The organism is Bacteroidales bacterium (assembly GCA_035299085.1).
GTDB lineage: Bacteria > Bacteroidota > Bacteroidia > Bacteroidales > UBA10428 > UBA5072.
The window spans coordinates 12,957-39,666 of sequence record DATGXG010000045.1 but is presented as its reverse complement, the minus strand read 5'-3'; the positions used below and the strand labels follow the sequence as shown (position 1 = coordinate 39,666).

At 41.6% G+C, this 26,710-nt stretch carries 22 protein-coding genes; 12 read left to right on the top strand and 10 right to left on the bottom strand.

The features are described 5' to 3' along the window. Window positions 1-8: 8 nt before the first annotated feature. The 9 genes from VK179_14425 (at window position 9) to VK179_14385 (ending at window position 8,010) form a co-directional block, all read left to right on the top strand. Entirely contained in the window at window positions 9-359 is a 351-nt protein-coding gene (locus VK179_14425) for an STAS domain-containing protein (GenBank protein ID HLO59940.1), read from the top strand. 11 nt (window positions 360-370) lie between these two features. Beyond that, window positions 371-1,309 (top strand): ribonuclease Z, encoded by a 939-nt coding sequence (locus VK179_14420; protein ID HLO59939.1) that lies wholly within the window; start codon window positions 371-373, stop codon window positions 1,307-1,309. Window positions 1,310-1,352: 43 nt separating this feature from the next. Continuing rightward, a complete protein-coding gene (gene guaA / locus VK179_14415) occupies window positions 1,353-2,882 on the top strand; it encodes a glutamine-hydrolyzing GMP synthase (protein HLO59938.1) in 1,530 nt (509 codons plus the stop codon). Window positions 2,883-2,930: 48 nt separating this feature from the next. Beyond that, window positions 2,931-4,532, top strand: a complete 1,602-nt coding sequence (locus VK179_14410) for a S41 family peptidase (protein HLO59937.1) — start codon at window positions 2,931-2,933, stop codon at window positions 4,530-4,532. A gap of 4 nt (window positions 4,533-4,536) precedes the next feature. Continuing rightward, complete coding sequence (gene pnuC, locus VK179_14405; GenBank protein HLO59936.1) at window positions 4,537-5,145, top strand: nicotinamide riboside transporter PnuC; 609 nt, start codon at window positions 4,537-4,539, stop codon at window positions 5,143-5,145. After that, on the top strand, window positions 5,142-5,669 hold the full coding sequence (locus VK179_14400; GenBank protein ID HLO59935.1) for an ATP-binding protein: 528 nt from the start codon (window positions 5,142-5,144) through the stop codon (window positions 5,667-5,669). Before pnuC ends, VK179_14400 begins: the two co-directional genes overlap by 4 nt. A gap of 15 nt (window positions 5,670-5,684) precedes the next feature. Continuing rightward, window positions 5,685-6,839, top strand: coding sequence for a THUMP domain-containing protein (locus tag VK179_14395; protein HLO59934.1), 1,155 nt, complete (start codon window positions 5,685-5,687; stop codon window positions 6,837-6,839). Window positions 6,840-7,056: 217 nt separating this feature from the next. After that, entirely contained in the window at window positions 7,057-7,602 is a 546-nt protein-coding gene (locus VK179_14390; protein HLO59933.1) for a SiaB family protein kinase, read from the top strand. 27 nt (window positions 7,603-7,629) lie between these two features. After that, a complete protein-coding gene (locus tag VK179_14385; GenBank protein ID HLO59932.1) occupies window positions 7,630-8,010 on the top strand; it encodes a DUF1987 domain-containing protein in 381 nt (126 codons plus the stop codon). Window positions 8,011-8,064: 54 nt separating this feature from the next. Here the strand turns inward: VK179_14385 and VK179_14380 are convergent, their stop codons facing one another. Further along, window positions 8,065-11,157: an ATP-binding cassette domain-containing protein gene (locus VK179_14380; GenBank protein ID HLO59931.1), complete on the bottom strand. Its 3,093-nt coding sequence runs from the start codon at window positions 11,155-11,157 to the stop codon at window positions 8,065-8,067. 198 nt (window positions 11,158-11,355) lie between these two features. Here VK179_14380 and clpB point away from each other — a divergent pair, with 198 nt between their 5' ends. Then, window positions 11,356-13,959, top strand: a complete 2,604-nt coding sequence (gene clpB / locus VK179_14375; GenBank protein HLO59930.1) for an ATP-dependent chaperone ClpB — start codon at window positions 11,356-11,358, stop codon at window positions 13,957-13,959. On the opposite strand, the gene VK179_14370 is transcribed toward clpB, so the two are convergent. Together VK179_14370 and VK179_14365 are read right to left on the bottom strand one after the other, a co-directional pair. Further along, entirely contained in the window at window positions 13,956-14,291 is a 336-nt protein-coding gene (locus VK179_14370; protein HLO59929.1) for an STAS domain-containing protein, read from the bottom strand. The genes clpB and VK179_14370 overlap by 4 nt on opposite strands. An 11-nt stretch (window positions 14,292-14,302) precedes the next feature. After that, window positions 14,303-14,656 (bottom strand): Hpt domain-containing protein, encoded by a 354-nt coding sequence (locus tag VK179_14365; protein ID HLO59928.1) that lies wholly within the window; start codon window positions 14,654-14,656, stop codon window positions 14,303-14,305. 150 nt (window positions 14,657-14,806) lie between these two features. Between VK179_14365 and gcvT the strand changes: the two genes are divergently transcribed. Then, window positions 14,807-15,895, top strand: coding sequence for a glycine cleavage system aminomethyltransferase GcvT (gene gcvT / locus VK179_14360; GenBank protein ID HLO59927.1), 1,089 nt, complete (start codon window positions 14,807-14,809; stop codon window positions 15,893-15,895). Between the two features lie 15 nt (window positions 15,896-15,910). Here gcvT and VK179_14355 read toward each other — a convergent pair whose 3' ends face one another. Next, the gene (locus VK179_14355) at window positions 15,911-16,594 is read right to left on the bottom strand and encodes a class I SAM-dependent methyltransferase (protein HLO59926.1); all 684 of its coding nucleotides are present in this window, start codon (window positions 16,592-16,594) and stop codon (window positions 15,911-15,913) included. Window positions 16,595-16,615: 21 nt separating this feature from the next. Here VK179_14355 and recG point away from each other — a divergent pair, with 21 nt between their 5' ends. After that, window positions 16,616-18,718: an ATP-dependent DNA helicase RecG gene (recG, locus tag VK179_14350; GenBank protein HLO59925.1), complete on the top strand. Its 2,103-nt coding sequence runs from the start codon at window positions 16,616-16,618 to the stop codon at window positions 18,716-18,718. Here recG and VK179_14345 read toward each other — a convergent pair. The 6 genes from VK179_14345 to VK179_14320 form a co-directional block, all read right to left on the bottom strand. Beyond that, complete coding sequence (locus tag VK179_14345) at window positions 18,707-20,173, bottom strand: hypothetical protein (protein ID HLO59924.1); 1,467 nt, start codon at window positions 20,171-20,173, stop codon at window positions 18,707-18,709. The two genes, recG and VK179_14345, sit on opposite strands and share 12 nt — an antisense overlap. Further along, window positions 20,170-21,879: a DUF6057 family protein gene (locus VK179_14340; GenBank protein HLO59923.1), complete on the bottom strand. Its 1,710-nt coding sequence runs from the start codon at window positions 21,877-21,879 to the stop codon at window positions 20,170-20,172. The genes VK179_14345 and VK179_14340 overlap by 4 nt, the downstream gene beginning before the upstream one ends. Window positions 21,880-21,884: 5 nt before the next feature. Next, entirely contained in the window at window positions 21,885-23,522 is a 1,638-nt protein-coding gene (locus VK179_14335) for a hypothetical protein (GenBank protein HLO59922.1), read from the bottom strand. Between the two features lie 72 nt (window positions 23,523-23,594). Then, complete coding sequence (locus VK179_14330; protein HLO59921.1) at window positions 23,595-24,338, bottom strand: glycosyltransferase family 2 protein; 744 nt, start codon at window positions 24,336-24,338, stop codon at window positions 23,595-23,597. A gap of 10 nt (window positions 24,339-24,348) precedes the next feature. Continuing rightward, window positions 24,349-25,995: a glycosyltransferase family 39 protein gene (locus tag VK179_14325; protein HLO59920.1), complete on the bottom strand. Its 1,647-nt coding sequence runs from the start codon at window positions 25,993-25,995 to the stop codon at window positions 24,349-24,351. Beyond that, entirely contained in the window at window positions 25,988-26,644 is a 657-nt protein-coding gene (locus VK179_14320) for a phosphatase PAP2 family protein (GenBank protein ID HLO59919.1), read from the bottom strand. Before VK179_14320 ends, VK179_14325 begins: the two co-directional genes overlap by 8 nt. Window positions 26,645-26,710: the final 66 nt, after the last annotated feature.

The following is a 26,710-nucleotide window of genomic DNA, read 5'->3' as shown; positions in this document are numbered from 1 at the left end:
TTTTCATCATGGAATTCAAAATCGAAAAGCTCCGGAATTATACGTTAATTCAGGTATTAGAGGAGAAACTTGATACTCATATCGCTCCGACACTAAAATCTGAGCTTGTTCTGGTATCAGGAAACGGTGAAAAGAATATTGTTCTTGACCTGAGCAAGTGCCGTTACTGTGATTCATCGGGGCTTAGTGCGATTTTGGTAGCCAACAGATTATGCAAAAACGCTAACGGTACTTTCGTTCTCACCGGCCTTAATGACGCCGTAGAACGCCTGATTACCATCTCACAGCTTGACACTGTGTTGAATATTGCAGGTTCAGTTGAAGAGGCTGTAAAGCTCTTCGCTGAAACCGCAAGTTAGCCGTTTGCTGAATGTCTTTTAATGTAACGATCCTGGGAAGCAGCTCTGCTATTCCCACAGTAAAAAGATTTCCAACCGCTCAGGTACTTAATGTACATGAGCGGTTTTTTTTAATTGATTGCGGTGAAGGAACCCAGATCCAATTGAGACGCTTTTCAGTTAATATTGCCAGGATAAACCATTTGTTTATCAGTCATCTTCACGGCGATCATATATTTGGCCTTTTTGGACTTCTTTCATCGTACACATTACTCGGACGCAAAACCGATTTCCATATTTTTGCCCACCGCGACCTGGAACCCACTCTGAACCATTACAAAGAATATTTCGGCAAAGAGCTTACCTTCAAAATCATCTTTCATCCTTTTCTTGCCAATAAAAAAACAGAGATATATGACGACCGGCATATGACGGTTGAAATCCTTCCTCTGCGCCATTCAGTGCCAGTTGCCGGTTTTGTTTTCAGGGAAAAGCAAAGACTTCTGAACATCCGTAAAGATGCAATTTCACAATACGGGATCGGAATCAGGGATATCCGGAATATTAAGGAAGGAAAAGATTTCATAACCGCTACCGGAGAAATCATAAAGAACAATGTTCTGACAATGCCTCCTTATAAGCCACGGTCCTATGCCTTCTGCACCGATACGTCCTGTTTCAGCAAGCTTACCGGATGGCTGAAGGATATTGATCTTTTATATTTTGAGGCTACCTTCTCAAACGCAGACAAAAAACTGGCTAAAATAACCGGGCATTCTACTTCGGTTCAGGCGGCTCAGCTGGCTAAGGATGCCTGTGTGGGAAAACTCATTATGGGACATTTTTCAACCAGGTATAAAAGTGTTTCGGATTTAGCCAAAGAAGCAAAGGAAATCTTCCCTGAGTCGTACACAGTTGAAGATGGTGAAAATTATGCCGTAAAACAGGTTCGTATAGAATCACCGGCGTAAAAGTCTTATATTTGCACATTCATTTTATAGCACAATTTCCCAGGTGGAAGAAAAAATAATCATTTTAGATTTCGGTTCACAGTATACCCAGTTAATCGCCCGCAGGGTGAGGGAACTCAATGTATATTGCGAAATATGGCCTTTCAATTCTCAGAAAGTGATTGACCAGTCAGTAAAAGGTATCATCCTTTCAGGAAGCCCTTCGTCAGTGCGTGATAAAAATGCCCCGATCCCTGATCTTAAAACTGTCAAGGGTAAAATGCCCATACTTGGCATTTGCTATGGCGCCCAGTATCTTTCGCATTATTTCGGCGGTGAGGTTGCTCCTTCCGCTTCACGTGAATACGGCAGGGCAAGCCTGAATATTACTAAAACCGATTGCCGTCTTTTCAGGGGGATAAAGAATAATTCGCAGGTATGGATGTCGCATGGCGACACCATTGTTACTCTCCCTGAAGGTTACCATATTGCCGGAAACACAGAAGATGTGCCTATCGGTGCTTTTGAAGTGCAGGGCGAAAGCACATACGGCATACAGTTCCATCCTGAAGTTTATCATACTACCGAAGGACTGGCTATTCTCCGCAATTTTGTAGTTGATATTTGCGGCTGCCGTCAGAACTGGACACCCGAATCCTTTATCCATGAGTCTATAGCCAAGCTTAAGGAAATGCTCGGAAACGACAAGGTAGTTCTGGGTCTTTCCGGCGGTGTGGATTCATCTGTAGCTTCCATACTTCTGCACAGGGCAATTGGTAATAACCTTACCTGCATTTTTGTAGATAACGGGTTATTGCGAAAAAACGAATTTGAAAAAGTGCTGGCCTCCTATAAGCATATGGGCTTAAATGTAGTGGGAGTGGATGCAGGGGCTATGTTCCTCGATGACCTTAAAGGTGTTTATGAACCTGAACAAAAAAGGAAGATCATCGGGAGGAATTTCATTACAGTATTCGATAAGGAAGCCCATAAGATAAAAGATGTTAAGTGGCTTGCCCAGGGAACCATATATCCCGACGTAATCGAGTCGGTTTCTGTAAATGGTCCTTCAGCCACCATAAAATCGCACCATAATGTAGGAGGTTTACCCGAGAAAATGCATCTCAAAGTGGTTGAACCTTTGAAATTGCTGTTTAAAGATGAAGTGCGACGAGTAGGGAAGGCTCTTAACATTGATCCTCTGATTCTCAACAGGCACCCGTTCCCGGGACCGGGACTTGCCATCCGTATCATAAGCGACATAACCCCTGAGAAAGTAAGAATTCTTCAGGAAGTGGATGATATTTTCATTGGCGGTCTGCGCGATTTTAACCTGTACGACAGTGTATGGCAGGCAGCTGCCATTCTTCTTCCGGTGCAATCGGTAGGCGTTATGGGTGATGAACGAACTTATGAAAACGTTGTTGCCCTAAGGGCTGTAACATCTACAGACGGGATGACTGCTGACTGGGCACAACTTCCTTATGATTTTCTTGCACATATTTCCAACCGGATCATCAATAAAGTAAAGGGAGTTAATCGGGTTGTATACGATATCAGTTCAAAGCCTCCTGCAACTATTGAATGGGAATAAGCGTATGATTATCTGATGGTATCATTTTAGGATTAGGAGAAATAAAATATGAATAAGTTATTGCGTTATGTACTGGTTGCCTGTATAGTTGGTACGGGTTCAGTCAGTGGGTATTCACAGATGTTCAATGAACAGACCTATAAATTCGGCAAAGTCCTTGAATGGATCGAAAAGTACTATGTGGATACTGTTAATGAGAATTCATTGGTGGAACATGCCATTACCGAACTGCTGAAAGATCTTGACCCGCATTCCTCCTATCTTACAAAAGATGAGGTTGCCCAGCTCAATGAGCCATTACAGGGCAATTTTGAAGGAATCGGAGTTTCATTTAATATTCTCAATGACACGGTTTACATCATTTCTCCGGTAGCGGGGGGACCTTCGGATAAGGCCGGAGTACTTAGCGGTGACCGTCTGATTAAAGTGGATGGAAAAAATATAGCCGGAACCGGCATTAAGTCGGATGATGTTTTTGCCATGCTCAGGGGAAAAAAAGGATCAAAAGTTACTATCTCCCTTCTCAGGCGAGGCAACAGCGAATTACTCGATTATGATATCATCAGGGATAAAATTCCTATTTACAGCATTGACGCTACGTATAAGGTAAGTGAAGATATCGGATATATCAAAGTAAACCGGTTCTCAATGACCACAATGGATGAGTTCACAAAAGCCTTATCTGAACTTAAGAAGGAGAATGTGAAGAACCTCATCCTCGATCTTACAGGCAATGGCGGGGGATACCTCGAAGTAGCCATTAAGCTGGCAGATCAATTCCTTGATGCCGGAAAACTCATCCTGTATACCCAGGGAATTAACAGTCCCAAGAAGGAATATTACGCCACCCGCGAAGGCCTTTTTGAAAAGGGACACCTTGTTATTCTCATTGATGAAGGATCGGCTTCAGCCAGCGAAATTCTTTCAGGAGCCATACAGGATTGGGACAGGGGAATCATTGTTGGACGCAGATCATACGGAAAAGGATTGGTACAAAAACCGTTATTGCTTCCAGATCAGTCAATGATCCGGCTGACGGTTGCAAAATATTATACTCCCACCGGAAGGTTGATTCAGAAACCTTACAATATGAGCAGGGACGATTACGAGAAGGACCTTATTAACAGGTACAACAAAGGTGAACTGGCTCATAAGGACAGCATTCATTTTGCTGATTCACTCAAATATTATACACTTAAGAATACAAGGCTTGTATATGGTGGCGGCGGCATTATGCCTGATTACTTTGTTTCAATCGATACAAGTCATTACACCGATTACTACCAGCAGTTGGTAAGGAAAAGAGTCATTGATCAGTTTGTTCTTGAGTATGTCGATATTAATCGCCGTAACCTCATATCAAAATATAAGGATATTGAAAGCTTCAAAAACTATTTTGAAATTGATCAGCCATTATTCGACAATTTCATAAAGTTCGGAACGGATAAGGGTATTGCCTTTAATGAGAAAGATTTCCAGCTTTCAAAAGAACAGTTAGCTGCATTGATTAAAGCCTACATGGCCAGGGATTTGTGGACCAACAGCGAATTTTACGAAGTCATTAATGACACTGAGCCGAAATTTCAGACTGCAGTCACCATACTTAAAAACTGGGACAAATATGAAGCTATGCTTTTAAACAAGAAGTAGGTTCATGAATTTCGCTTCAAATGCCATTCACTGGTTACTAACACATTATCTGGAGATTATCGCTGTAGCGACAGGATTGCTTTATATCCTGTTCACTATCCGTGAGAAAACTCTGCTCTGGTTATTTGGCATAATTTCTTCTGCGATTTATATATGGATCTTTTATAAGTCGAAAATTTTCGCGTATTCTCTTCTCTATATTTATTATGTGATTATTGGTTTTTATGGATGGTATAACTGGGCAGGAAAAAAAGAGGGAAGCGGAAACAATTCTTTATTAATAAGGCATACTCCCGTAAAATGGCTTGCCGGTTGCATCGTTTCAACCGTACTTATCGCAATCCCTGTGTATTTCATTCTGATCAGGTTCACTGATTCTGATATGGCTCTTCTGGATGCTGTCCTTACTTCAGGAGGTATGGTTGCAACCTGGATGCTTACGCAAAAATTCGTCGAGCAATGGCTTTTCTGGATAATTCTGAATGCGTTATCCTTGTCTGCTATGTTGTATAAATCACTTTATCCCAGTGCTGTTCTTTTCCTGGTTTATGATGTGCTGGCCGTTAAAGGTTTTTTCGACTGGAAAAAAGAAATTCAAACCCGTAATAAATGATCCGGGTTGCACTTACCGGTCCGGAATGCACCGGAAAATCTACCCTCACGGTTCAGCTGGCAGAACATTATAATGCCCCTTATTTCTCTGAATATGCAAGAGATTTTATCGGATCACTTCAGCGCGAGTATACTTACGATGATGTGGTGCATATTGCAGAAGTGCAGAGGAGGCAGGCAAAACAGGATGTTCCTTCCGGAGCAGGGATAGCCTTTTTTGATACTTATCTCATCATTACCAAGGTCTGGTTTAATGTGGTTTTCGGAAAATATCCCGGATGGATTGATGAAGAATTAAAAAGCGGAACTATCGATCTTTACCTGCTTTGTAATACAGAAATTCCCTGGACGGCAGACGATGTAAGGGAAAATGGCGGTGAGATGCGTGAAAAACTTTACTCGATATATGAGAAAGAGCTTCAGGATAAGGGTTGCCGGTATGCTGTAATTACAGGGACAGATTCTGAACGGTTAATTCACGCCATTGAAGCTATTGAACGATTTTTTCCGGATATTTGCTCATAATTTTAAACTTTCCTTATGGCGGAATATATTGCCAAAACTCTTTTCGGATTTGAAAAAATACTGGCTGATGAACTGCAGGAAATCGGTGCATCGGGAATTAAATTATTAAGCAGGGCAGTGAGTTTTGAAGGTGACAAAAAAGTCTTGTACCTCGCAAATTTTAAATTACGAACGGCTCTCAAAATACTGGTTCCATTGACTGAGGCGGAAATTGGAAATGAACAGCAGCTTTATGATTTTATAAGAACCATCCGGTGGGACCGTTTCATGGGAGTTAACGACACCCTGGCTGTTGATGTATCAATGAACACAGGGCTTTTCTCACATTCTCAATATATAGCGCAAAAAATCAAAGATGCTGTTGTGGATCAATTTCGCGACAAATTTGGAAGCCGTCCTTCAGTTGACCTGGATAATCCGGTTTTAAGGATTAACGCGCATATAAGTGACCGCAATATAAAAATTGCACGCGATAGCAGTGGTGATTCTTTGCACAGAAGAGGATACAGGGTTAAGCAGGGTCCTGCCCCGTTGAATGAGGTACTCGCTGCAGGGCTTGTGCGATTATCAGGGTGGAAAAAAAATACTCCGCTGGTCGATTTTATGTGTGGCTCGGGAACGATTGCAATAGAAGCAGCCATGATGGCAGCAGATATTTGGCCGGGCGACATTCGTGCTGAATATGGTTTCAGGAAATGGAAAGATTACGATCCGAATATTTTTAACGCCATTGTAAATGAAAAGAAAAGAGAATTGAAGAATAATGAAATCAGCATAGAAGCTTCTGATATTTCAGCAGATGCTGTAAGGCTCGCTATTCGCCATTCCCAAAATGCAGGTGTTTTTAAATACATCCGGTTCAATACAATGCACCTTGCAGATGTGGTTCCGCCTGATGCTCCGGGAACTGTTATTCTGAACCCTCCTTATGGTGAAAGGATTGTACAGCAAAATCTTAACGACTTATATAAAACTATCGGGGATAAACTAAAAAAGGACTTTTCGGGTTTTGATGCATGGATTCTGAGTTCTAATGCAGAGGCTATGAAAAATGTTGGTTTGCATCCTTCTCCCCGGATACAGGTTTATAATGGACAGCTTGAATGCAGGTTTAATCACTATTCACTGTACCAGGGATCAAAAAAGGCACCAAAAACAAGCGATTCGTAACATGTATAATGTATTCCGTCACTAAAACCGCGGTAATTAAGGAATAAACAACAAAGATTGTAACACTGGTCTTCAATTATCCGTTTTGTAAACAGGAACACAGGTAGCTGAAATATACCGTAAATCAATTCTTTAATTCAGTGATGGACTTTACACGAATTTTTTTTTATATATTTGTTCAATGTCAATTACCTGGTAAAGATGCAACCAGCCTTTTATGAGCTTTAATTTACAGGAATACTACTCCAATCTCAGTAAGGGTGATGTTATACTGGCTTACAAAGGAAGTATCACATCAGAACTTATAAACGACATTCTTGAAGGTGTTGAAAAGAAGCTCGAGGAGGCTGATGCTGACAGCAAACTTCGGAAGAAAATCTACAATGTGCTGGTTGAAAGTCTGCAAAATCTTTTTCATCACATAGAGACAACACACGAAGGCCTTGAAGAACCGCTTGATCCTAAGTTCGGAGTTCTTGTTGTTACACGTGAACAGGATTACTACAGGGTTACAACGGGAAATTTCATTAATTCCCGTCGCATTAAATTCCTTAAAGAGAAAATTGATAAAATAAATTCTCTTTCAAAAGATGAGCTTAAGGATATGTATAAATTTATCCTGAACCATCAGAAACTTTCTGCAAAAGGCGGTGGCGGACTGGGACTGGTTGATATAGCTAGGAAATCAGGAAACAAACTTGAATACGAGTTCTTTAATTATAACGATAATTATTATTTTTTCAATCTTACTATTACGATTTAATTACTAAAGAATACACCTACTTAACATATGGAACCAATTAACATCGAAAGTACTCCCAAAACCCCTTCCATTAAGTTCTTCCCTGAAGAAGGCATAGTGGAAATCAAAGGACGGTCAATACCTGAAAACTCCATAGAATTTTATAAACCCCTTGTGGACTGGCTTGAGGAGTATGCAAAGAGCCCGTTAAAGAAAACACTTGTTAATATTCAGTTGGAATACTTCAACACCAGTTCTTCAAAGTGTATTCTTGATGTTTTCAAAAAACTTGAGGCCATTCATAAGTCCAAGCATGACGTTGTCATCAACTGGTATTATGAGGAAGATGATGAGGATATGCTTGAGGCCGGTGAGGATTATGAATCCATTATCCGGGTACCTTTTAAAATGATCGAGATTGTTGATTAAATAAATACTGCGTAAATACAAGAAGAGGGTGTTTCACTAGTGAGACACCCTTTTTTATATTTGCTGGTCGCGTTCGGTCAGTTGCTCCATAAGGTCCAGAATTTTCTTAAACACCCTGAAATATAGCAACAGGTAAAGGAATAGTGAGAAGCACCATATTACCAGCACATTCACTATAAATGTGCTGTAATATTTTCCGAATATCATTTTACGTGGTGCGTAAAAGTGAGCTTTAATAAAAGGATGAACAGGATCAAGATATATGGGATCGGTCTTCTGGAACAGGCGACCCTTGTATTCAATGATCCGTATGAGTTCAGTGTTATTTTCGACAAATTCGGTAAGCTTTTCGTTGTGATAATGTCTTTTTAGTTCAAGGAATTCAAATTTATCGGCCGGCGTTTGTTCATGAATCCTGATCAGGTTATCCTTTGCGTCATTCGCATTGTTGTAAATGCGGATATAAATCTTATTCAGGGTTTTAATGAACCGGCGTGTTGAATCAATGACTCCCTGGTTTATATCCCTCAGATTCAGACTGGCCAGGTTTGGATAATCAATGTTCTGAACATTCTGAATAGGAATATTCTTAATATTCGGAATTTCTGAGAGCAATTCATTTCTGAGCAACTCAAGATATCCTCTTGTTTTTTCATGACTTCCGGGGTTCCTTAAATCATTCTCGATGAAGTCAATTTTGTTTTCAAGGTTCTTTATCCAGTAATTTTTCTTGTATTCCGCAATACTCATCGCCTTGTTTACGGCGTAAAATGGCTCATCATAGTCGTTGTGCATAAACTGTTCCACAGCCAGTGCCTCATATCCCCAGCGTGCCGTCATCATTTCACCGTAAAAGGGAATTTTACTCGGAGAAGATATCTTCGGGTTCAGCTTTTCATACTTTACGATTACACCGCTCAGCACAATTTGAGGAATTACAAGGAACGGGATAAGAATATAAATGGTGACCACAGTTTTAAAACTGTCGGAAATCAACAGTCCCATTACATTGGATGCTGTCCATGCGCTGAAAAGGATCAGCCAGAATTTGAAGTACATTCCCCTGACCTCAAGCACACTGTTACCAATGATTACAAATGTAAGGGCCTGGATGGCCGAAATGGTCATCATTACCATTAGTTTGGAAAGCAGGTACCCCGACCAGCTCAGGTTAAGGAATGCCTCGCGTTTCAAAATCTTCCTGTCCTTTATTATCTCTTCCGCGCTAAGCGTAAGTCCCATAAACGTGGCAACAATAACCGACATAAAAAGGTAGACAGGCAAATTGCTGTTTTCCATCAGCGTATAACCTGTCTCATTGGTTTCGCTTATATTGAAATACTTTATAATGAAAGCCAGGATGAAAGCAAGAACAGGGGCTTCAAGAAGTGTAATGATCAGGTATTGTGTATTGGCGATTTTTGCAAGCACATCACGGGTGATGAAAACGCCGAGTTGTTTGAATAAGTTAGGTACTTTAAAAGCAACCGGGGGAAGCAGATTTTCAATAACCGGTTTAATTTTAAATGGCAATCCTGCATTCCTGAAAAATCCGAACCATTCCTCGGGTGAAATTTTCCGGGTACGGGTTTCTTTACCGTACTCATCAATCACCATCGATTCAACAATGTTGAATATCTGTTCGGGGTTAACATTCCCGCAGATATGGCATTCACTGTCAGCCCAATTTGCCTGGTGGACCTTTGATTTGAAGTATGTGATCGAATCCACCGGGTTGCCGTTGTAAATAAGATAACCTCCGGTATCGAGAATCAGAAGATTGTCGAACATTTTAAAAATATCGGATGACGGCTGGTGGATCACAACGAAAACAAGCTTGCCTTTCAGGGTGAGATCCTTGAGCAGGTCCATAATGTTTTCAGAATCCCTTGATGACAAACCCGAGGTGGGCTCGTCCAGGAAAAGAATAGCCGGTTCGCGTATCAGTTCAAGGGCAATGTTCAGTCTCTTTCGCTGACCGCCGGAAATCTTTTTATTCAGTGGTGTACCAACCTGGACATCCTTTATATCATATAAGCCCAGGTTCTGAAGCATGTTATTCACTGCTTCTGTTATCTGTTCCGCTGAATAATTGTCAAAACAAAGTTTGGTATTGAAATACAGGTTCTGGTAAACGGTAAGCTCTTCAATCAGCAGGTCATCCTGGGATACATGTCCTATAAGCCCGTTTGATCCTACTTTATCCCGGTAAATATCAACGCCGTTTATAAGTACCCTGCCTTCAGCCGGCTGCATTGAACCGTTCAGAATATTGAGAAGTGTCGATTTTCCGGCCCCGCTTGAACCCATAATGCCCACAAGCCTGCCCGATTCTTCACAGAAGCTAAGATGATGTATTCCTGCATTTCCTCCTTTGAACCGGTAGCTGACATCTTCAGCTTCAAAAACAATCCTCGATGTGGCTTCATCCTCTTTGAAAACGCTAACAATATCACTGAAATAAAGCGGTTTCACATGATGATTCCTGATAGAAGTACCTGTAGTGAGTGTGAATACTTTATCCTGCTGAATAATCTGGCTGTTAAGGTAAAGCTCATTTTCGCCGATATATCGTAAAAAATACATACCGGCAGATGCAATATGAATGATCCAGATATTACCGGTGAGGTATTCGGAATAAAAGTGTTTTATGTATTTGAAGGACGGTTTTTTGCTGTTATTTACAACAAGAAGTTCCTTGCTTTCGGGAATATTATCAAAAGTATTAAGTGTAAAATCGCGAATCAGCGTATACTCCTCGGGGGGAATATAAAACGACTCGGCAACAGCCGTAATGAAAGCAAATTCCTGGTCACTTATATCATTTCCGTTCGACTTTACGAATTCAAAAAGTTGTACCAGCACAATGACCTTCTGTTTCTGGGCCAGTTCTTTGTTGATATCATTGCAAATCCTGAGAACCTTAACCGAATCAGCCCCAATCCTTTTATTCCCGCGCTCAATATTCAGCGCCTGGTGTTTTTCATAGAATGTATCAAAGATCTTAATATAATCCTTAACAAGATCCTGGTTCAGCTGTCGGCCAAGAAAGGATAAAACAACCGATCGCCTGTCCTTGTCATTTCCTTCGGGACTGGCGATGATCGCGAATAATTCCATTAAAGCTTTGAGGATCTTTTCACTCATTGGCCGGTATTGTTTGGGCTCATGATATTACGAAAATAAACGGGTCGGGTTTCAGCAAAAACATTGATAAATAGCGGACATAATGGCAGGCTGATAAAAATTAATTTGACAAATTGACTAAATTAATGGGTCACTTTGAATTGGTTTAATAATTGTTGATCTCACATTAAACGTTGTGCAAAAAAAAATAGTATCGTTATGAATCTTGATAATTTTACTATCAGGTCACAGGAAGCCATTCAGCAGGCCTTTATGCTTGCACGCGATCATCAGAACCAGGCAGTTGAAACGGGTCATTTACTTAAGGCACTTTTAAGCGGCAATGAAAGCGTTGCCCAACATTTACTGGGTAAAACCGGTGTTAATACGGCGGATTTGGAGCGGGTTGCTGAAAGCATAGTGAGTTCTTATTCGAGGGTTACAGGGGGCGAACAGTACCTTTCTTCCGAGTCAAACAAAGCCCTGCAAAAAGCCATTGATATTGCACATTCCATGCAGGACCAGTTTGCATCGGTTGAACATATCCTGTTAGGACTTCTGTCAGGCGGCGACCAGGTAAGTAAAATGCTGAAAGACTTTGGTCTTAATGAAAAAGACCTCAGAGCATCAATAGCCGCACTGAGGAAAGGTTCAAAAATTAACAGTCAGACAGCTGAAGATACCTATAACTCGCTGAATCGTTATGCCATTAACCTGAATGAACAGGCTAAAAACGGCAGGCTTGATCCGGTTATAGGACGTGAGGATGAAATCAGGAGAGTTCTTCAGATACTTTCACGCCGGACAAAAAATAACCCGATACTCATTGGCGAACCGGGGGTAGGTAAGACAGCAATTGCTGAAGGACTTGCATACAGGATTATTTCAGGGGATGTCCCTGAGAATCTTAAAACAAGGCAAATCTTTTCACTCGATATGGGCGCTTTGATAGCCGGTGCCAAATATAAAGGAGAATTTGAAGAAAGACTGAAAGCGGTTGTTAAGGAAGTTATTGCAGCGGAGGGCGAAGTTATCCTGTTCATTGATGAAATACATACCCTTGTTGGTGCTGGTGCCGGTGAAGGAGCAATGGATGCCGCAAACATCCTGAAACCCGCGCTTGCACGGGGTGAATTACGGGCGATTGGTGCCACTACGTTGAATGAATATCAGAAATACTTTGAAAAAGATAAGGCACTTGAAAGACGTTTCCAGGTTGTGATGGTAAACGAACCGGATACCCTGAGTGCTATTTCAATACTGAGAGGGTTACGCGAGCGTTACGAGAATCATCACAAGGTAAGGATAAAAGATGAAGCCATTGTGGCTGCTGTTGAGCTTTCGAACCGTTACATAACAGAAAGGTTTTTACCCGACAAGGCAATCGACCTTATTGATGAAGCCGCTTCAAAACTCCGGCTCGAAATGAATTCGATGCCTCATGAAATCGACAGCCTGAACAGGAAAATACAGCAACTTGAAATTGAAAAGGAGGCCCTGAAACGTGAAAATGATACAGAAAAAGTAAATGATATCAACAAGCAACTCGGAGATTTAAACGAAGAGCGGGTTGCATACATGGCCAAATGGGAATCAGAAAAAAAGCTTGTTGAAAATATTCAGAATCAGAAGCAACTTATTGAACAGTTGAAGCAGGAAGCCGATCAGGCTGAAAGGCAGGGCGATTACGGTAAAGTGGCTGAGATCAGGTATGGGCGGATTAAAGCCGCTGAAAAGTCAATTGCTGATAATAATGCCGAACTTGTAAGGATACAGGGAAATGCGGCCATGATTAACGAGGAGGTTACAGCTGAAGATGTGGCCGAAGTAGTTTCAAAATGGACGGGAATACCGGTTTCAAGGATGTTGCAGGGCGAAAGGGAAAAACTTCTTAACCTCGAACAGCAGCTTCATAAACGTGTGATTGGTCAGGAAGAGGCCATTGCAGCGGTTTCCGATGCGGTTCGCAGGAGCCGGGCCGGTTTACAGGACCCCAGAAGGCCTATCGGTTCATTCCTGTTCCTGGGAACTACAGGTGTTGGAAAAACCGAGCTTGCCAAAGCTCTTGCTGAATTTTTGTTTAATGATGAAAACCTGATGACCCGTATTGATATGTCGGAATACCAGGAAAGACATACTGTATCAAGGCTTGTCGGTGCACCTCCGGGATACGTGGGTTATGAGGAAGGCGGGCAGCTGACCGAGGCGGTCAGAAGAAAGCCTTATTCAGTAGTTCTGCTGGATGAAATCGAAAAGGCACATCCCGATGTATTCAACGTGTTGCTACAGGTTTTAGATGACGGCCGACTGACCGATAATAAAGGAAGAGTCGTCAATTTTAAGAACACAATCATCGTTATGACATCCAATGTGGGTTCTGCAATTATTCAGCAAAATCTCGAACATATGAACGAGAAAAACAGGGATGAAATTCTTGAGAAGACAAGGAATGAGGTTTTCGAGCTGCTTAAGAAGACAATGCGTCCGGAGTTCCTGAATCGTATTGATGAATTGATCATGTTTACCCCCCTGACCAGGAAGGAAATCAGGGAAATAGTCCGGTTGCAGTTCAACGATTTGTCGGCAAAGCTTGCCGACATGGGCATGAACATTACAGTTACCGATAACGCCGTTGATCTTGTTGCTGAACAGGGGTATGATCCTCAATTCGGTGCAAGACCGATTAAAAGATTGATTCAGCGGAATATTCTGAACGATCTTTCAAAACGAATACTTGAAGGCAGTCTGAAAAAAGACCAGGCTGTGGTAATTGACAGGGATCAGGACGGAATTATTTTCAGAAATGACTCATTACAGGCTTAAAAACTGTCAAGACACTCGTCCAGTGTCTTATACAGGGTAAATACGTTATGGAGTTGAAGCATTTTAAATAACTCCATAACGGAATCATTAATCCCGCAGATTTTAAAAATTCCTTTGCTGTTGGTGGCAGTTTTAAGAAGTGACAGGAAAACACCGAATCCCGAGCTGTCAATATATTTTATTCCTTCAAGGTTCAGTATAAGCCGTGTACCGGGTGTGTTGTAAAAGCTCTTGAGGTCTTCCTTTACCGGCTCTGTGATTAACGCGTTAAACCTGTCAATGTTGTTGAAACGGACGACGGTAATATTGTTGATTTTTTCAATCTTTAACATATTCTCTATGGTTAAAAATAAAGTTCCAAATTCTGGGCAACTACTTCCAATTCCTTGACCGCTTCACTCGTTGTATTTTTGAATGAATCAATGATCGGAGCATATGTTTCAATCTTTTTCCCCTGGTTTGCCGAATTCTCAAGATCCTTAAGGCGAACAGCCAAATCAGCCAGTCCCATAATGGATACCGAGGATTTTGCTTTATGCGCCAGCTTCCCTAACAGTTCATACTGCTTGTTCTTCAGGAGCTCATCCATTTCATTTCCAAATTCTTTGACCTGCGATGAGAAAATGTTAATCATTTCCACGATCAGATCTCTATTGCCACCCGACATTTCACGTAAATATGAAAGATCAATGTTCATGTAACCGGAATTAGGAATGGAAGTTGAAATTAAGCAATTTTTTACAGAATATTCAAATTTTAGCTCAATTATAAATCGTAACGATTATGGAAAAAGTCATAAACTAAATACCAGTTTTATTCTATTTTTGAGAAATACATTAGCAAACACATGAAAACTACTGTCTTTAATGGCAAACACAAAAATTTAGGCGCCCGGTTAGTTGAATTTGCCGGATTTGAAATGCCTATCGAGTATTCAGGTATTAATGCCGAACATCTCGCCGTCCGCAATTCCGTTGGTATTTTTGATGTATCTCATATGGGTGAGATCTGGGTTAAAGGACCCGGCGCAAAACCGCTTCTGGATTATGTGCTTTCAAATGACCCCGGTGTAATAGTTCCGGGAAAGGCACAATACACATGTTTTCCTAATGGTAAAGGGGGTATCGTTGATGACCTGATCGTTCACCAATTTGATAAAGAAAAATATTTCCTTGTAGTTAATGCATCCAATATTGAAAAGGATTTTAACTGGCTTAACGCACAGAATAAATTTGGTGCTGTTCTTGAAAATTCGTCTGACCGGATTTCGCAGCTTGCCATCCAGGGTCCGGATGCCTTGAAGACACTGCAAAAGATTACCGATGTCAATTTGAGCGATATTAAGTCCTTTACTTTTGTCACAGGCCGTATCGGGGGAATTGACAATGTCATTATCGCGGCCACCGGGTATACAGGGGCCGGAGGCTTTGAATTATATATGGAAAACGATAATCCGGAACAATTGTGGGATCGGATCATGGAGGCCGGAAAAGAATTCGGAATCCAACCGGTGGGTCTTGCAGCACGAGACACACTCAGGCTTGAAATGGGCTATTGCCTATACGGAAACGACATAAATGATTCCACATCTCCCATTGAAGCCGGTTTGGGATGGATTACAAAATTTAATGAGGGCCGCAACTTCATTGACAGGGATTTGCTCTTAAAACAAAAGAAGGAAGGCGTTTCAAGAAAGCTTACCGGATTTGAGATGATTGACAGGGGAATTCCAAGGCAACATTATAAACTGTTTGATAATAAAGGGACTGAAATCGGAGAGGTTACTTCAGGAACCATGTCGCCCATGCTGAAAAAAGGGATCGGAATGGCATATATCCAAACACCTTTCACGAGCCCCGGAACAGAAATTTTTGTTGAAATCAGGGATAAAAAACTGAAGGCACAGGTTGTAAAACTTCCGTTTTATCACGAATAACCGCAGACTAACAGCCTAATAGCCTAAAAAAACAATTCCCATCATAAATAAGTCGACAGCCTTGCGGCAACGGGGAGATTTCCTGATAGTCCGCCAGGCTTTTTTCATTCCATATGACCACCTGATATCGTCAAATACAAGGATTCCGGCGCCGCTGAAAAAACTGAAATAATTCATGGTGGCTTCATACGTATGGTTGCCGTCGATGAAAACAAGTGTGCCGCGTGATATCAGAGGCCTAAGTTCCTGCAATGAATCTTCGAACGTCTTATTCAATACGGTAATGTTGCTGAAATTATAGGCTACAAAAGCTGAAGAAGCCATTGAAGCCAATTGCGGATTTGCCTCAACGGTAATCACCCGTGCATCAGGATTGCCGGCAGAAAGGTACATCGTGCTTATTCCGAATGCGGTTCCCAGTTCGATGATTGTATGAGGCTTGTGTCGTAACGCAATACGATATAAAAAAAGTCCGAAAACAGGGTTTACCGAAATCTGCCTGGCTTTAATACTGAATGATGTATTTCTCGGTTTTCTTGATCCTGCCCCGAAATCACTCTTTTGAAAAGGGTTGTTATTTACAGACAGGCTGTTTCTGTATTTTTTTACAGAAATGAGTTCACCCGGATAAAACACAGACCAGTGCAAGGAAGACGGATTTTTTGAATGCAATTTCAAAGTTAACCTTATTCCGTACATTTTTGCGATATTTACTGCACGATGAGCCAGATTGCCGACCAGGAAATGAAGTACCTAAAGGGCGTCGGCCCGAAAAGGGCCGAACTGCTTGAAAAAGAACTGGGCATTAAAACATGCAGGGATCTTCTTTATTATTTCCCCTATAGGTACATTGACAGGTCAAGAATTTATGCCATAAAGGATATTGATACCACACAGGCCTTTATCCAGGTGAAAGGCAAAATTTCACATTTCAGGATAGAAGGACAAAAATACAAACAGAGACTCGTCGCTGTTTTTACAGATGGTACAGGAACCATGGAACTGGTTTGGTTCCAGGGTATACAATGGGTGACCCGCAACTACCAGCCGAATATTGAATACATTGTTTTCGGAAAGCCCGGACTGTATAACCGGAAATTATCCATTGCCCATCCTGAAATCGAAATGGCAGGTGTGGAAGACGACCGCATTACATCGGCATTTCAACCGCAGTATAGTTCAACTGAAAAGCTTCGAACCAATTTCTTTACTTCAAGGACAATCCACAAACTGATTGGTCAGATTCTCGCCTTATCACCCGGGCTGGAGGAAACGTTGCCTGAAGCACTTGTAAGTCATCTCAGGCTTATGTCGCTTAATGAAGCTATCAGGAATCTGCATTTTCCTGAGAATTCCGATAAATTAAGGAAAGCCACTTACAGGCTTAAATTTGAGGAACTGTTTTACATCCAGTTGAATATTCTCCTTCAGAAAACGAAAAGGCTGACGGCTAACAAAGGATTGGTATTCTCAAAGGTGGGTGACAACCTGAATAATTTTTATAAAACCCGCCTTTCTTTTGAGCTTACCGAAGCTCAGAAAAGGGTAGTGAAGGAGATCCGCAAAGATATGGGTTCCGGGAGACAGATGAACAGGCTTTTACAGGGTGATGTGGGAAGCGGAAAAACCCTTGTGGCGCTCATGGCAATGCTCATAGCCCTTGATAACGGCTACCAGGCTTGCCTCATGGCACCCACCGAACTGCTGGCCAACCAGCATTACAATACGATTTCCCGGTTTGTTGAAAATATGGGTGTGGGCGTTTACCTTCTGACCGGTTCAACACGCAAAAATGAACGTGAGGAACTTCATGAACAACTGCGCTCGGGGACTCTCCATATACTTATAGGCACCCATGCTCTCCTTGAAGATACGGTGCAATTCAACAACCTGGGACTAGTAATAATTGATGAGCAGCACAGGTTTGGTGTTGCCCAAAGGGCAAAGTTGTGGAAAAAGACAGAACAGTACCCCCATGTGCTGGTTATGACAGCCACACCCATTCCGCGTACACTGGCAATGACACTTTACGGTGACCTTGATGTTTCGGTCATCGACGAGCTTCCGCCGGGCAGAAAGCCGATACAGACTATACATTATTATGAATCGAAACGCCTTGTACTTTTTGGTTTTCTAAGGAACCAGATCAAACAGGGAAGACAGGTTTACATTGTTTATCCTCTTATAAGGGAATCAGAGAAACTAGACCTTGTGGCCCTTGAGGAAGGATATGAGGCTATTGTCAGGGCTTTCCCTCCACCTGAATATGCCGTGGTTTGTGTTCACGGTCAAATGAAACCTGAGGATAAGGAATCCGGTATGCAGCTGTTTATAAAAGGTAAGGCGCAAATTATGGTCGCGACTACTGTAATTGAGGTGGGGGTGGATATACCAAACGCCAGTGTGATGGTGATAGAGAATGCGGAACGTTTCGGTCTTTCACAATTGCACCAGCTCCGGGGAAGAGTAGGCAGAGGCGCCGATCAGAGTTACTGCGTACTTATGAGTTCGTATAAACTGAGCAATGAAGCCAAAAAGCGCCTTGAACTCATGGTTAACACAAACGACGGTTTTGAAATTGCCGAGGCCGATCTCAAACTCAGGGGGCCAGGTGATATTGAAGGAACTCAGCAAAGCGGTATACCATTTGATCTTAAAATTGCGAATCTTGGCCAGGATGGCCAAATTCTTCAATATGCAAGGGATATAGCAACACGGGTTCTGGAAGCAGACCCTTACCTTCAGAAACCTCAAAACCAGGTGTTAAGAAGACAACTATCCGCATTATCAAAATCGGTAATCGACTGGAGTTCAATCAGCTGATGAAGGTTCTGCCTTCGAGCGGATTGCCCGGGCAAAGGAATGCGGACCCGGCTTAATGGCTGACTCAATAAACTCCGGAACATTATAGGATTTGGTCCTGAGCTGGTTGCTTCCCGGATCTTGCTGTGGTAAAAGGAAAGGCTTATGGAAGTTTCCGTTGGTATCGAAATAGCTGATATAAAGCCTTGTGTATAACCCGTCTATCCTTCTGCTGCTGAAAACGATCCACCTGCCTTTTGACGACCATGAATGGTAGCTTTCTGATTCATCACTGTTAATACCGGGCACTGTAATTTGCTTATTTTTAAGATTTAGCAATTCAAGATCACTATCCTTGTGCCAGATAGTGAAATTGCCGTAACCTGATTTGCAGAAAAGAAGATAGTTACTATCCGGAGAGACTCTCGGAAAGGATACACTCAATCCGTCTTTGCCGGCAGCAATAATTGTATCGGATGTCTCTCCGAAAACACCGGTTTCAGCGTTGAATGAAATGCTCATCAGATTATAGCGGATGTTCTCAAAATCACGATAATTCTGAAATGGCGCAGCGCAATAATACAGTGTTTTGCCGTCAGGCGACCATGAAGGAAAAGTTTCAAACCACCTGGAATCCGCCAATTGGGGAATAGTAATGACTTTATTGAGAGTGGCATCATACAGAACAATATCAGAAAGTGTGTCCACCACTTCAATCTTTCGTGTTGAAAGTGCATGAAAACTCTGAACGATCCTGTTTACCGAAAAGGCAACATATCGACCGCCGGGATGCCAGGAAGGGTATACACAGGCCGACAAACTATTCTTTGTTTTGGTATCTGCCTTTTGCAGTCTGTCATTTATTTTAATAAGAGTGCCTCCAAATTCTCCCCTTACATGGAGAAGCATTTTATCCTGGCTATTCCTGCAAAATGAATGACAGTTTATGCAATTACCACCGGTCATTTCATTTTTTATAACAGTACGCTCTTTAAAATTCTGAAGATCCCGCTCGTAAATCCCCATCTTGTTCCATGTTTCATACCCTGGTTCTATCAGCCTGTACACAAGGAACCTGTCTACAGGGTCACTGGCAACCGAATCAACAATGCTTTTGTATTTATACCACTTTCCATCTTTTTTGCCATAAATATCGATGATCATGACACCTCCCCGGCAAACAGAAAGACATTCTTTCCAGATTCGCTGACCGAATCTTATCTTACCATCGGATGACCGGACTGTCACCAATTTTTCAGCCTGATTGTCTATGGGATGCCAAAGGGTTACTTGATACTTATCCGCTTTCTCCTGTATATCAAAATTGAGGGGGGCGATGTTGCAGGGTATGGTGATAGCTGAATAATCAGGAAAGATATTTGCATTTCCGGCCTGTTCATATGCAACCGGCTCTGTATGGCATGAAACAGCCATTAAACCCGACAGGCCAAATATTATGCAGGTTAACCCTTTCATTTCTGATTTCTGAATTGCATATAATACCAGAATGTATCACCAAATTTTTTTGCCAGCACTTTGGATGCTTTATCCATCGAATAACGGTTTGCAGCAAACAGGGAGGCATATTCATGAAACCGCTGCATGGTCTGTTCGCTTAACGTATATCCGGGGGGAGTGATGTCCTTTCCTGTTAGTCCTGAATACAAAATTATGGCCTCTTCAAAATACCTTGGAATATGAGAATACCCTAGATCTTTCAGCCTGTAAATCTGTGAAGCGAACATCTCAAGATTTTTATCCAGTAAAAAGGATGCCATCAGATATTCATAGGCTGGCCTGTTATCGGGATGATCTTCGAGCAATTCTAGCAGTTCATACGGATGATACCCGGTGGAGATAAAATCGTGTGTCAGCTTCATTTTTTTACCATTGGCAACTTTTTTATCATCGCTCCAGGAAGCGTAATGACTGTTTTGTGAAAGAAGATACCTGTATTTTGACGCCAGTTCAGGCTGTTCATTGATAAGGCTTGCAATAATAAGTTTTTTAAGTGATCGGGGATTCAGTTCATTGATCTCCATGGCTTCAAAAGCCCAACGCGAAGCCTCGTTTGTATAACCCACGATTTCGTAAAATTCACTTCCGTACAGAGGGGCGGTTTCGTTCCGGCTCCATTGCAACCAGAGGCCCCGGGAACCTGACTGGTTAAACATGAACATCTTTTCAGAAAGTTCACCCAACCTGCTTAGTGCAAGGTTTGTATAATACACGACAAGCTGATTGTTTCCGGGATACTTCCTGCCCAAAGCAAGAACCTGTTTGTAATCCGATTGCTGGTAGCTGGCTTCTATGTGGAGGAAAACTTCATTTTTCTTATCATAGTTTTCCCTGATTATGAAAAAACCGGATATAAGAAATAATAAGGCACTTATGGCTAAAACCATTCTGGTTACTTTAATTTTTCTGATAAATGGTATGGATGCAATAATAATAACCAGGTAACAAGGCAAAAGAAAGATATAAACTGATTTGTCTTTCAGCAATACCGGATTCAGCGGAATGATCCACATGGTTTCTTTCGGTGTAAGAAATACATACCGTTGAAACACGACAGGCATAAGCATTCCTGTTATTACCATTGTCAAACAGAAGAGATAGTGTTTTTTTCCTTTTATTGATAGTTCATGAACAATAACAAGAGGCACAAGCAAAAAAGAAAAAAAACCGCACAGGTAAAAAAGAACCGGCACTAAAATCAGGCCGGTAATATGCCTGTATGTTAAACCAGGAATTAAAATATAACCATAGAAAACGGTAATTGTAAACAGCCATCCTAGTGTATAGGCCGGAAGATAATTATGATTGCTTTGCAGGGCGGCTAAAATAACAACAGTGATTGCTGAAAGCAGGAAGTAACTCAATTGATAATACTTCAGAATCCGGCTTGTAATATAAAAAAATGAACCCGCTAAAAATGTGATTGTTATAGCTGCAACCCAGGCATTGTAGAAAAACCGCGTAATAAAGGCACCTGTAAGAAGAATGAAACCACCGGGTCTTTGCAGAAAATCCAGGAGGTAATCTTTGTTATACCGGAATAGTTGATTTTGTTCAAGGTGCCAAAGGTGGTACCTGTTGAATGTAAAGAAATAAAAAAAGAAGGCCGACAGCAGAATCACTGTCAGCGTAATAAATCCGGCGGATTTACTGTTGACCTTCATTTTATTTATAAGCCCAGGGCAGTTTTTCCCTGATCAAATACGATATCTACAGGAATATCCTTGTCCTCGATCTTTTTGAGGGCAGCTTTCAGATCGTTGTCAATGTTTCCGTATTGCTGCATCATCTGAACTGCCTTATCATAATCCCCGTCGCCCTGGATGGTCAGGATCATAGTGCTTAATGAATTAATGGCGTCGGCCATTTTGGCCATATCAATCCGGTATCGGCCTGTGGAATCAATTGAAAAAGCGCCCTTCTCCTTAAAATAGTTGAACCGGGCAAGATTAGCTTTTCCATGTGCGCTGGATGCGCCGAACCGTATTGAACGGAAAATACCGGCCATAAAAGTGGTATACTCGTTGGTGAGATCTACATCCAGTTCGCCCATTTCTTTCAGTCTGGCTTCAAGGTATAAACCAAGGATGTCGGCCTTTCCTTCCTCAAGTGCCGAATATTGCTCTTTAAGTGCTGTACGCACTGTTCCTTTCTTGTTAATTGTATTTGAACATCCAAGGCCGTGAGCCACCTCATGGAACATTGTATTATTGAAAAATGCTTCAAATGTTACATGACTCAGGTCTTCAGGTTGCATTAATTCAGCAGCAATGGGAATCATGATTTTGTCAAATTTTGCCCTCATGGCATTCTTAAGCTGAAGGCGCCTTGAACCTTTATGAAGCTGCACGTATTCGTCATTCGGCAGGTTTATGGCAATTGTCTTGCTCCCTGCATTGCAATCGCCTGCATAATAAACCACATCATAAGCGCCCAGGTCAGAATTATCACCCGGCATTTCTTTTTTGTATTTTGGATCCACAGGAAGTCCCTTCTGAAGTGCAGGAAGCAAAGTGGCGTAATGCATGAGTTTATTGCTCCACTCGTTGTCTTTTATCAGAACATAGGCCTCATGAGATGCCTTATACCCGAATAACTGGTCTTCATAGGTTTCAACAGGGCCAACAACAAAATCAATATTGTTTGTAGTCATGTCCATCCAGGCCATGTCACTGGGCCTGTAATTGTCATCCAGCAATGCCTGGTAGCGGAGTTGAAGATATTTTTTCAAACCGGGATCCTCTGCCAGTTCGGATGCCTGTTTGATAAGATCTGAAGCCTTTTTCACCAGTTCAGCGAATTCAACATGATAAGGAATGACAACCAGTTTCTTGTCAGCGTCACGACGGATAACAGTGTACAGGCTTGTTTTTGTCGTATCTTTCAGTTGCTGGAACTCTTCAATTGTCATATCCGCGGGATAGAAATTAGCTCCCGGTAATTTTTTGCCGATACCCGGAAACAAGGGATCATTCCCGTTCATCCTGTCCCAGGGACCGTAATGAATTGCTGCCAGTTTCTTTTCAGCGTCTGTTTTCAGCAACGAAAAAAGCGAATCCTTACTGCCATAGGCTTCCATCCAGAAGATCTGATCCATAATATCTGCTGCATCGATCAGCAGGGGGATCATTTTCTTTTCATTTTCGCTCAGTTTGCTTAAATCGGAAGTGAGCTTGAATGTCGCAAAATCGTTCAGTTTCATGGCAATTGAATCATTTGTTGATTCGGTTACTTTTTTTTTCTTACTGCAGCCGGGCATTAACAATACCAGCGCTGCAATAACAGCCAGCCAGAGTTTAGTTTTCATGATCAGATCGTTAGAGTTTGTACAATAAATTTAACCAATATTTTAACACCTGGTAATAGATAAAGCTCATATTCAGGCCGTGAAAATATGGAATTTAAATAGTCCTGTTTTTTGAAGCATATAACTGAATGAGACTCCCAGTACACCCAGGCCGTATTTAATGCTTCTCCGGATATTGATTGAAGAAGCATCATCGAAATACCGGGTAGGGCAGGTAATCTCGGCTATTTCAAAACCCGCATGAAAAATCTGTGCGATCATCTGGTTATCAAAGACAAAGTCATCTGAATTCAGTTTGTAATTAACCTTCTTCAGAACGTCAGCCGAGAAAGCCCTGTAACCCGTATGATACTCGGATAATTTCTGGTTCATCAGAATATTTTGTGTCAGGGTAAGAAAGCGGTTGGCAATGTATTTGTAAATGGGCATGCCTCCTTTCAGAGCTCCTTTTCCAAGAATCCTCGAACCCATAACAACTTCATACACTCCGTTGGCTATCAGATAGCACATAGAATGGATAAGCCTCGGAGAGTACTGGTAATCGGGATGAAGCATGACAACAATATCAGAATTCAATTCAAGGGCTTTATCATAACATGTTTTCTGATTTCCACCGTATCCCTTGTTTTCAGCATGCCTTATAACATGCTTAATACCCAGTTGCCCGGCCAGCTTCACTGTATTATCCCTGCTTCTGTCATCCACAAGTATCACATGATCCACTATATCGAACGGAATTTCATTGAAAGTCATTTCAAGTGTCTTTTCTGCATTGTATGCCGGAAGAACTACTGTTATTATTTTATTGTTGATCATGAGATAAAGTTTAATTTCTTGTTGATTTCCGGGTGAAAAATACAAAACCGTTTTTCTCATACAGGAATTGTAAACCCGGGTATTCCTTAATCAATTTTTCTTTGCGGTTAATCTTGGCTGCAAAATAGGCCGGCCTGTCAATATCCCCTGTAAGAAGCCATTCTTTGCGCGATGATTCAATACCGTTGTGATCTTTTGCTTTTCCGTAGAATAAATGAGCATAACTTTTATATCCCAGGGTAGCCAGGTACGCATCTTCATTGCTGACCGACTGAAAGAATTCGATTGCAGTTTTTTGTGAATACGATTCCACTCTTGGAACAATAAGGATTAAAGCAAGAAACATAAATACGGAAACTGACAGGGTAAGAAAATAAACTGCTTTGACCCGTTGTTTTTTCCATGCACCCACAAATACGAGGACAGCCGCTATAAGCAGGATTCCTGTAATAAACTCGAAACCTTTCCACGAACCGTTGGCCGACAAATTGGCTATTGCAAACGGATCCCTGATTTTTATATGTTGAATAAGCCATCCTTTCCATGAATCAAAGAAAGAGAGGAGAAAAATAATAATACCGGTTACAATTCCGGAAACACCGATGAAAATGGCTGTCACTTTGCTCCATGCCCCTTTGAATGACTCCTCAAAATGGAATAATGCCCATGTGGCCAGGAATGTCAAAGGGAAATAACAGAGGGAGGAATAATGTACAATTTTGGTCCTTACGATGGTAAACAGGATCAGGACAACCCAAAACAGGATAAGCATCCATAAGTAAAAAGCATGCGGTTCTGTGTTCCTGTATTTTGAAGGAAAAAGAGCAGGCAAGGCAAACATTGATGCAGGAAAGACTCCGAAAAAAAGCACGACAAAATGATACAGCAGAAAGCCTCCATGACCTGCATCCTGTGTTTTGAATAACCTTATCTGGTACACAATGAAATCGGCTATTATACTGAAATTTCCCTGTGCTATCTGCAGAATGAACCAAAAACCACCTGTAATTGCCAGAACTGCAACAAAAGCAAACACATCAGCAACCCTGATTCTAACCCTGAATTTTTTAAGCAGCAGGAATAGGCCAAATACAATTAGAAAGATGAGCAGTGCAACCGGTCCTTTAGTAAGAACTGCGAGACCGATAAAAAAAGCCGACAAAACTGCTTTGAGCAATTGATTCTTCGAATCGGTGAAATAAGAATGAAAAATGAATATCCCGAGGAAAATAAACAGGTTGAACCATGGATCAATGATACCGGATTTGAAATAAATGAAAGGCAGAAATGATCCGGCATACAGCAGCACCCAAATCATACCGAATTTCTCATCCTTAATTTTCCTGCCGGCATTGAATAAAACAAGCAGCGTTACGATCCCGCACAGGGCATTGGGAAAGCGGGCTGCAAATTCATTTATTCCGAATATCTTCATGGATAAAACCTGCATCCAGATAAACAGTGGCGGTTTTTCCCAGAAGGGAATGAAGTTTATTCTTACAGTGAGATAATCTCCTGTAGCGATCATTTCACGTGCAGATTCGGCAAAATTGATCTCATCCCAGTCGAACAGGTGAACACCGCCAAGAAATGGAACGAAAAGCAGGGCAGCCGTAAAGGCAATAACCAGGTTATTTCGTATTATATTTTTAGGCATGCTTTGCAGAAAATAAATCCTGGATTTTCCAGGTATACCAGTTTCTTTCTTTTTTATAGAAAAGCATATAAACAGCCAGTGTGCCCAACGTGCCGATCATGGAACCTGCCGTGATATCAATAAGAAAATGCTGCGAAAGATAAACTCTTGAGAATGCAACGAGGCAGGCCATAATGAAACAAAGAAATTTAAGACAGCGGTTCCGTAATATGAGTGCCAGGCTGAGAAAAAGAGCAAAAGCACTTGTTGCATGGCCTGAAGGAAAACTGCGGCCATGGAGCATATCAACACCTTCAACAAGATATAATCCTGCATCTTTAAGCATTACGGATGGTCTCATACTGCCTTCGAAAAACACCCGTTTCAGCACCTGGGTTATCAATCCGGTGGACACATAGGCTGTAACAAGAAATGCAGTGTGCCTTACCGAAAAAAACAGCAGGATAACTGCCGGCACAATGATGAACAGCCCGTCACCCAGGTAAGTTAATAACGCAAAAAGCACATCAAAAAAAGCGGTATGATGCCTGTTGATCATCAGGTGAAGGTCTCCTTTATTATAGTTGAGCAGAACAGGCAGAATAAGCAACAAAATTAAGATATAGGGCAGGAAAAATAAAATATTATCTTTCAATGTCTTCCGGAGCATACCAAAAATTCATTGGCGGCAAAAGTAACGTAAATTGTTACAATATCAAACAGGTTGCAGTACAGC

Excerpts from the sequence above, each read along its gene's own strand:
- VK179_14425 (HLO59940.1), top strand. The coding sequence starts at position 9 with ATGGAATTCAAAATCGAAAAGCTCCGGAATTATACGTTAATTCAGGTA.
- VK179_14420 (HLO59939.1), top strand. The coding sequence starts at position 371 with ATGTCTTTTAATGTAACGATCCTGGGAAGCAGCTCTGCTATTCCCACA.
- VK179_14410 (HLO59937.1), top strand. The coding sequence starts at position 2,931 with ATGAATAAGTTATTGCGTTATGTACTGGTTGCCTGTATAGTTGGTACG.
- pnuC (HLO59936.1), top strand. The coding sequence starts at position 4,537 with ATGAATTTCGCTTCAAATGCCATTCACTGGTTACTAACACATTATCTG.
- VK179_14400 (HLO59935.1), top strand. The coding sequence starts at position 5,142 with ATGATCCGGGTTGCACTTACCGGTCCGGAATGCACCGGAAAATCTACC.
- VK179_14395 (HLO59934.1), top strand. The coding sequence starts at position 5,685 with ATGGCGGAATATATTGCCAAAACTCTTTTCGGATTTGAAAAAATACTG.
- VK179_14390 (HLO59933.1), top strand. The coding sequence starts at position 7,057 with ATGAGCTTTAATTTACAGGAATACTACTCCAATCTCAGTAAGGGTGAT.
- VK179_14385 (HLO59932.1), top strand. The coding sequence starts at position 7,630 with ATGGAACCAATTAACATCGAAAGTACTCCCAAAACCCCTTCCATTAAG.
- VK179_14380 (HLO59931.1), bottom strand. The coding sequence starts at position 11,157 with ATGAGTGAAAAGATCCTCAAAGCTTTAATGGAATTATTCGCGATCATC.
- clpB (HLO59930.1), top strand. The coding sequence starts at position 11,356 with ATGAATCTTGATAATTTTACTATCAGGTCACAGGAAGCCATTCAGCAG.
- VK179_14370 (HLO59929.1), bottom strand. The coding sequence starts at position 14,291 with ATGTTAAAGATTGAAAAAATCAACAATATTACCGTCGTCCGTTTCAAC.
- VK179_14365 (HLO59928.1), bottom strand. The coding sequence starts at position 14,656 with ATGAACATTGATCTTTCATATTTACGTGAAATGTCGGGTGGCAATAGA.
- gcvT (HLO59927.1), top strand. The coding sequence starts at position 14,807 with ATGAAAACTACTGTCTTTAATGGCAAACACAAAAATTTAGGCGCCCGG.
- VK179_14355 (HLO59926.1), bottom strand. The coding sequence starts at position 16,594 with ATGTACGGAATAAGGTTAACTTTGAAATTGCATTCAAAAAATCCGTCT.
- recG (HLO59925.1), top strand. The coding sequence starts at position 16,616 with ATGAGCCAGATTGCCGACCAGGAAATGAAGTACCTAAAGGGCGTCGGC.
- VK179_14345 (HLO59924.1), bottom strand. The coding sequence starts at position 20,173 with ATGAAAGGGTTAACCTGCATAATATTTGGCCTGTCGGGTTTAATGGCT.
- VK179_14340 (HLO59923.1), bottom strand. The coding sequence starts at position 21,879 with ATGAAGGTCAACAGTAAATCCGCCGGATTTATTACGCTGACAGTGATT.
- VK179_14335 (HLO59922.1), bottom strand. The coding sequence starts at position 23,522 with ATGAAAACTAAACTCTGGCTGGCTGTTATTGCAGCGCTGGTATTGTTA.
- VK179_14330 (HLO59921.1), bottom strand. The coding sequence starts at position 24,338 with ATGATCAACAATAAAATAATAACAGTAGTTCTTCCGGCATACAATGCA.
- VK179_14325 (HLO59920.1), bottom strand. The coding sequence starts at position 25,995 with ATGCCTAAAAATATAATACGAAATAACCTGGTTATTGCCTTTACGGCT.
- VK179_14320 (HLO59919.1), bottom strand. The coding sequence starts at position 26,644 with ATGCTCCGGAAGACATTGAAAGATAATATTTTATTTTTCCTGCCCTAT.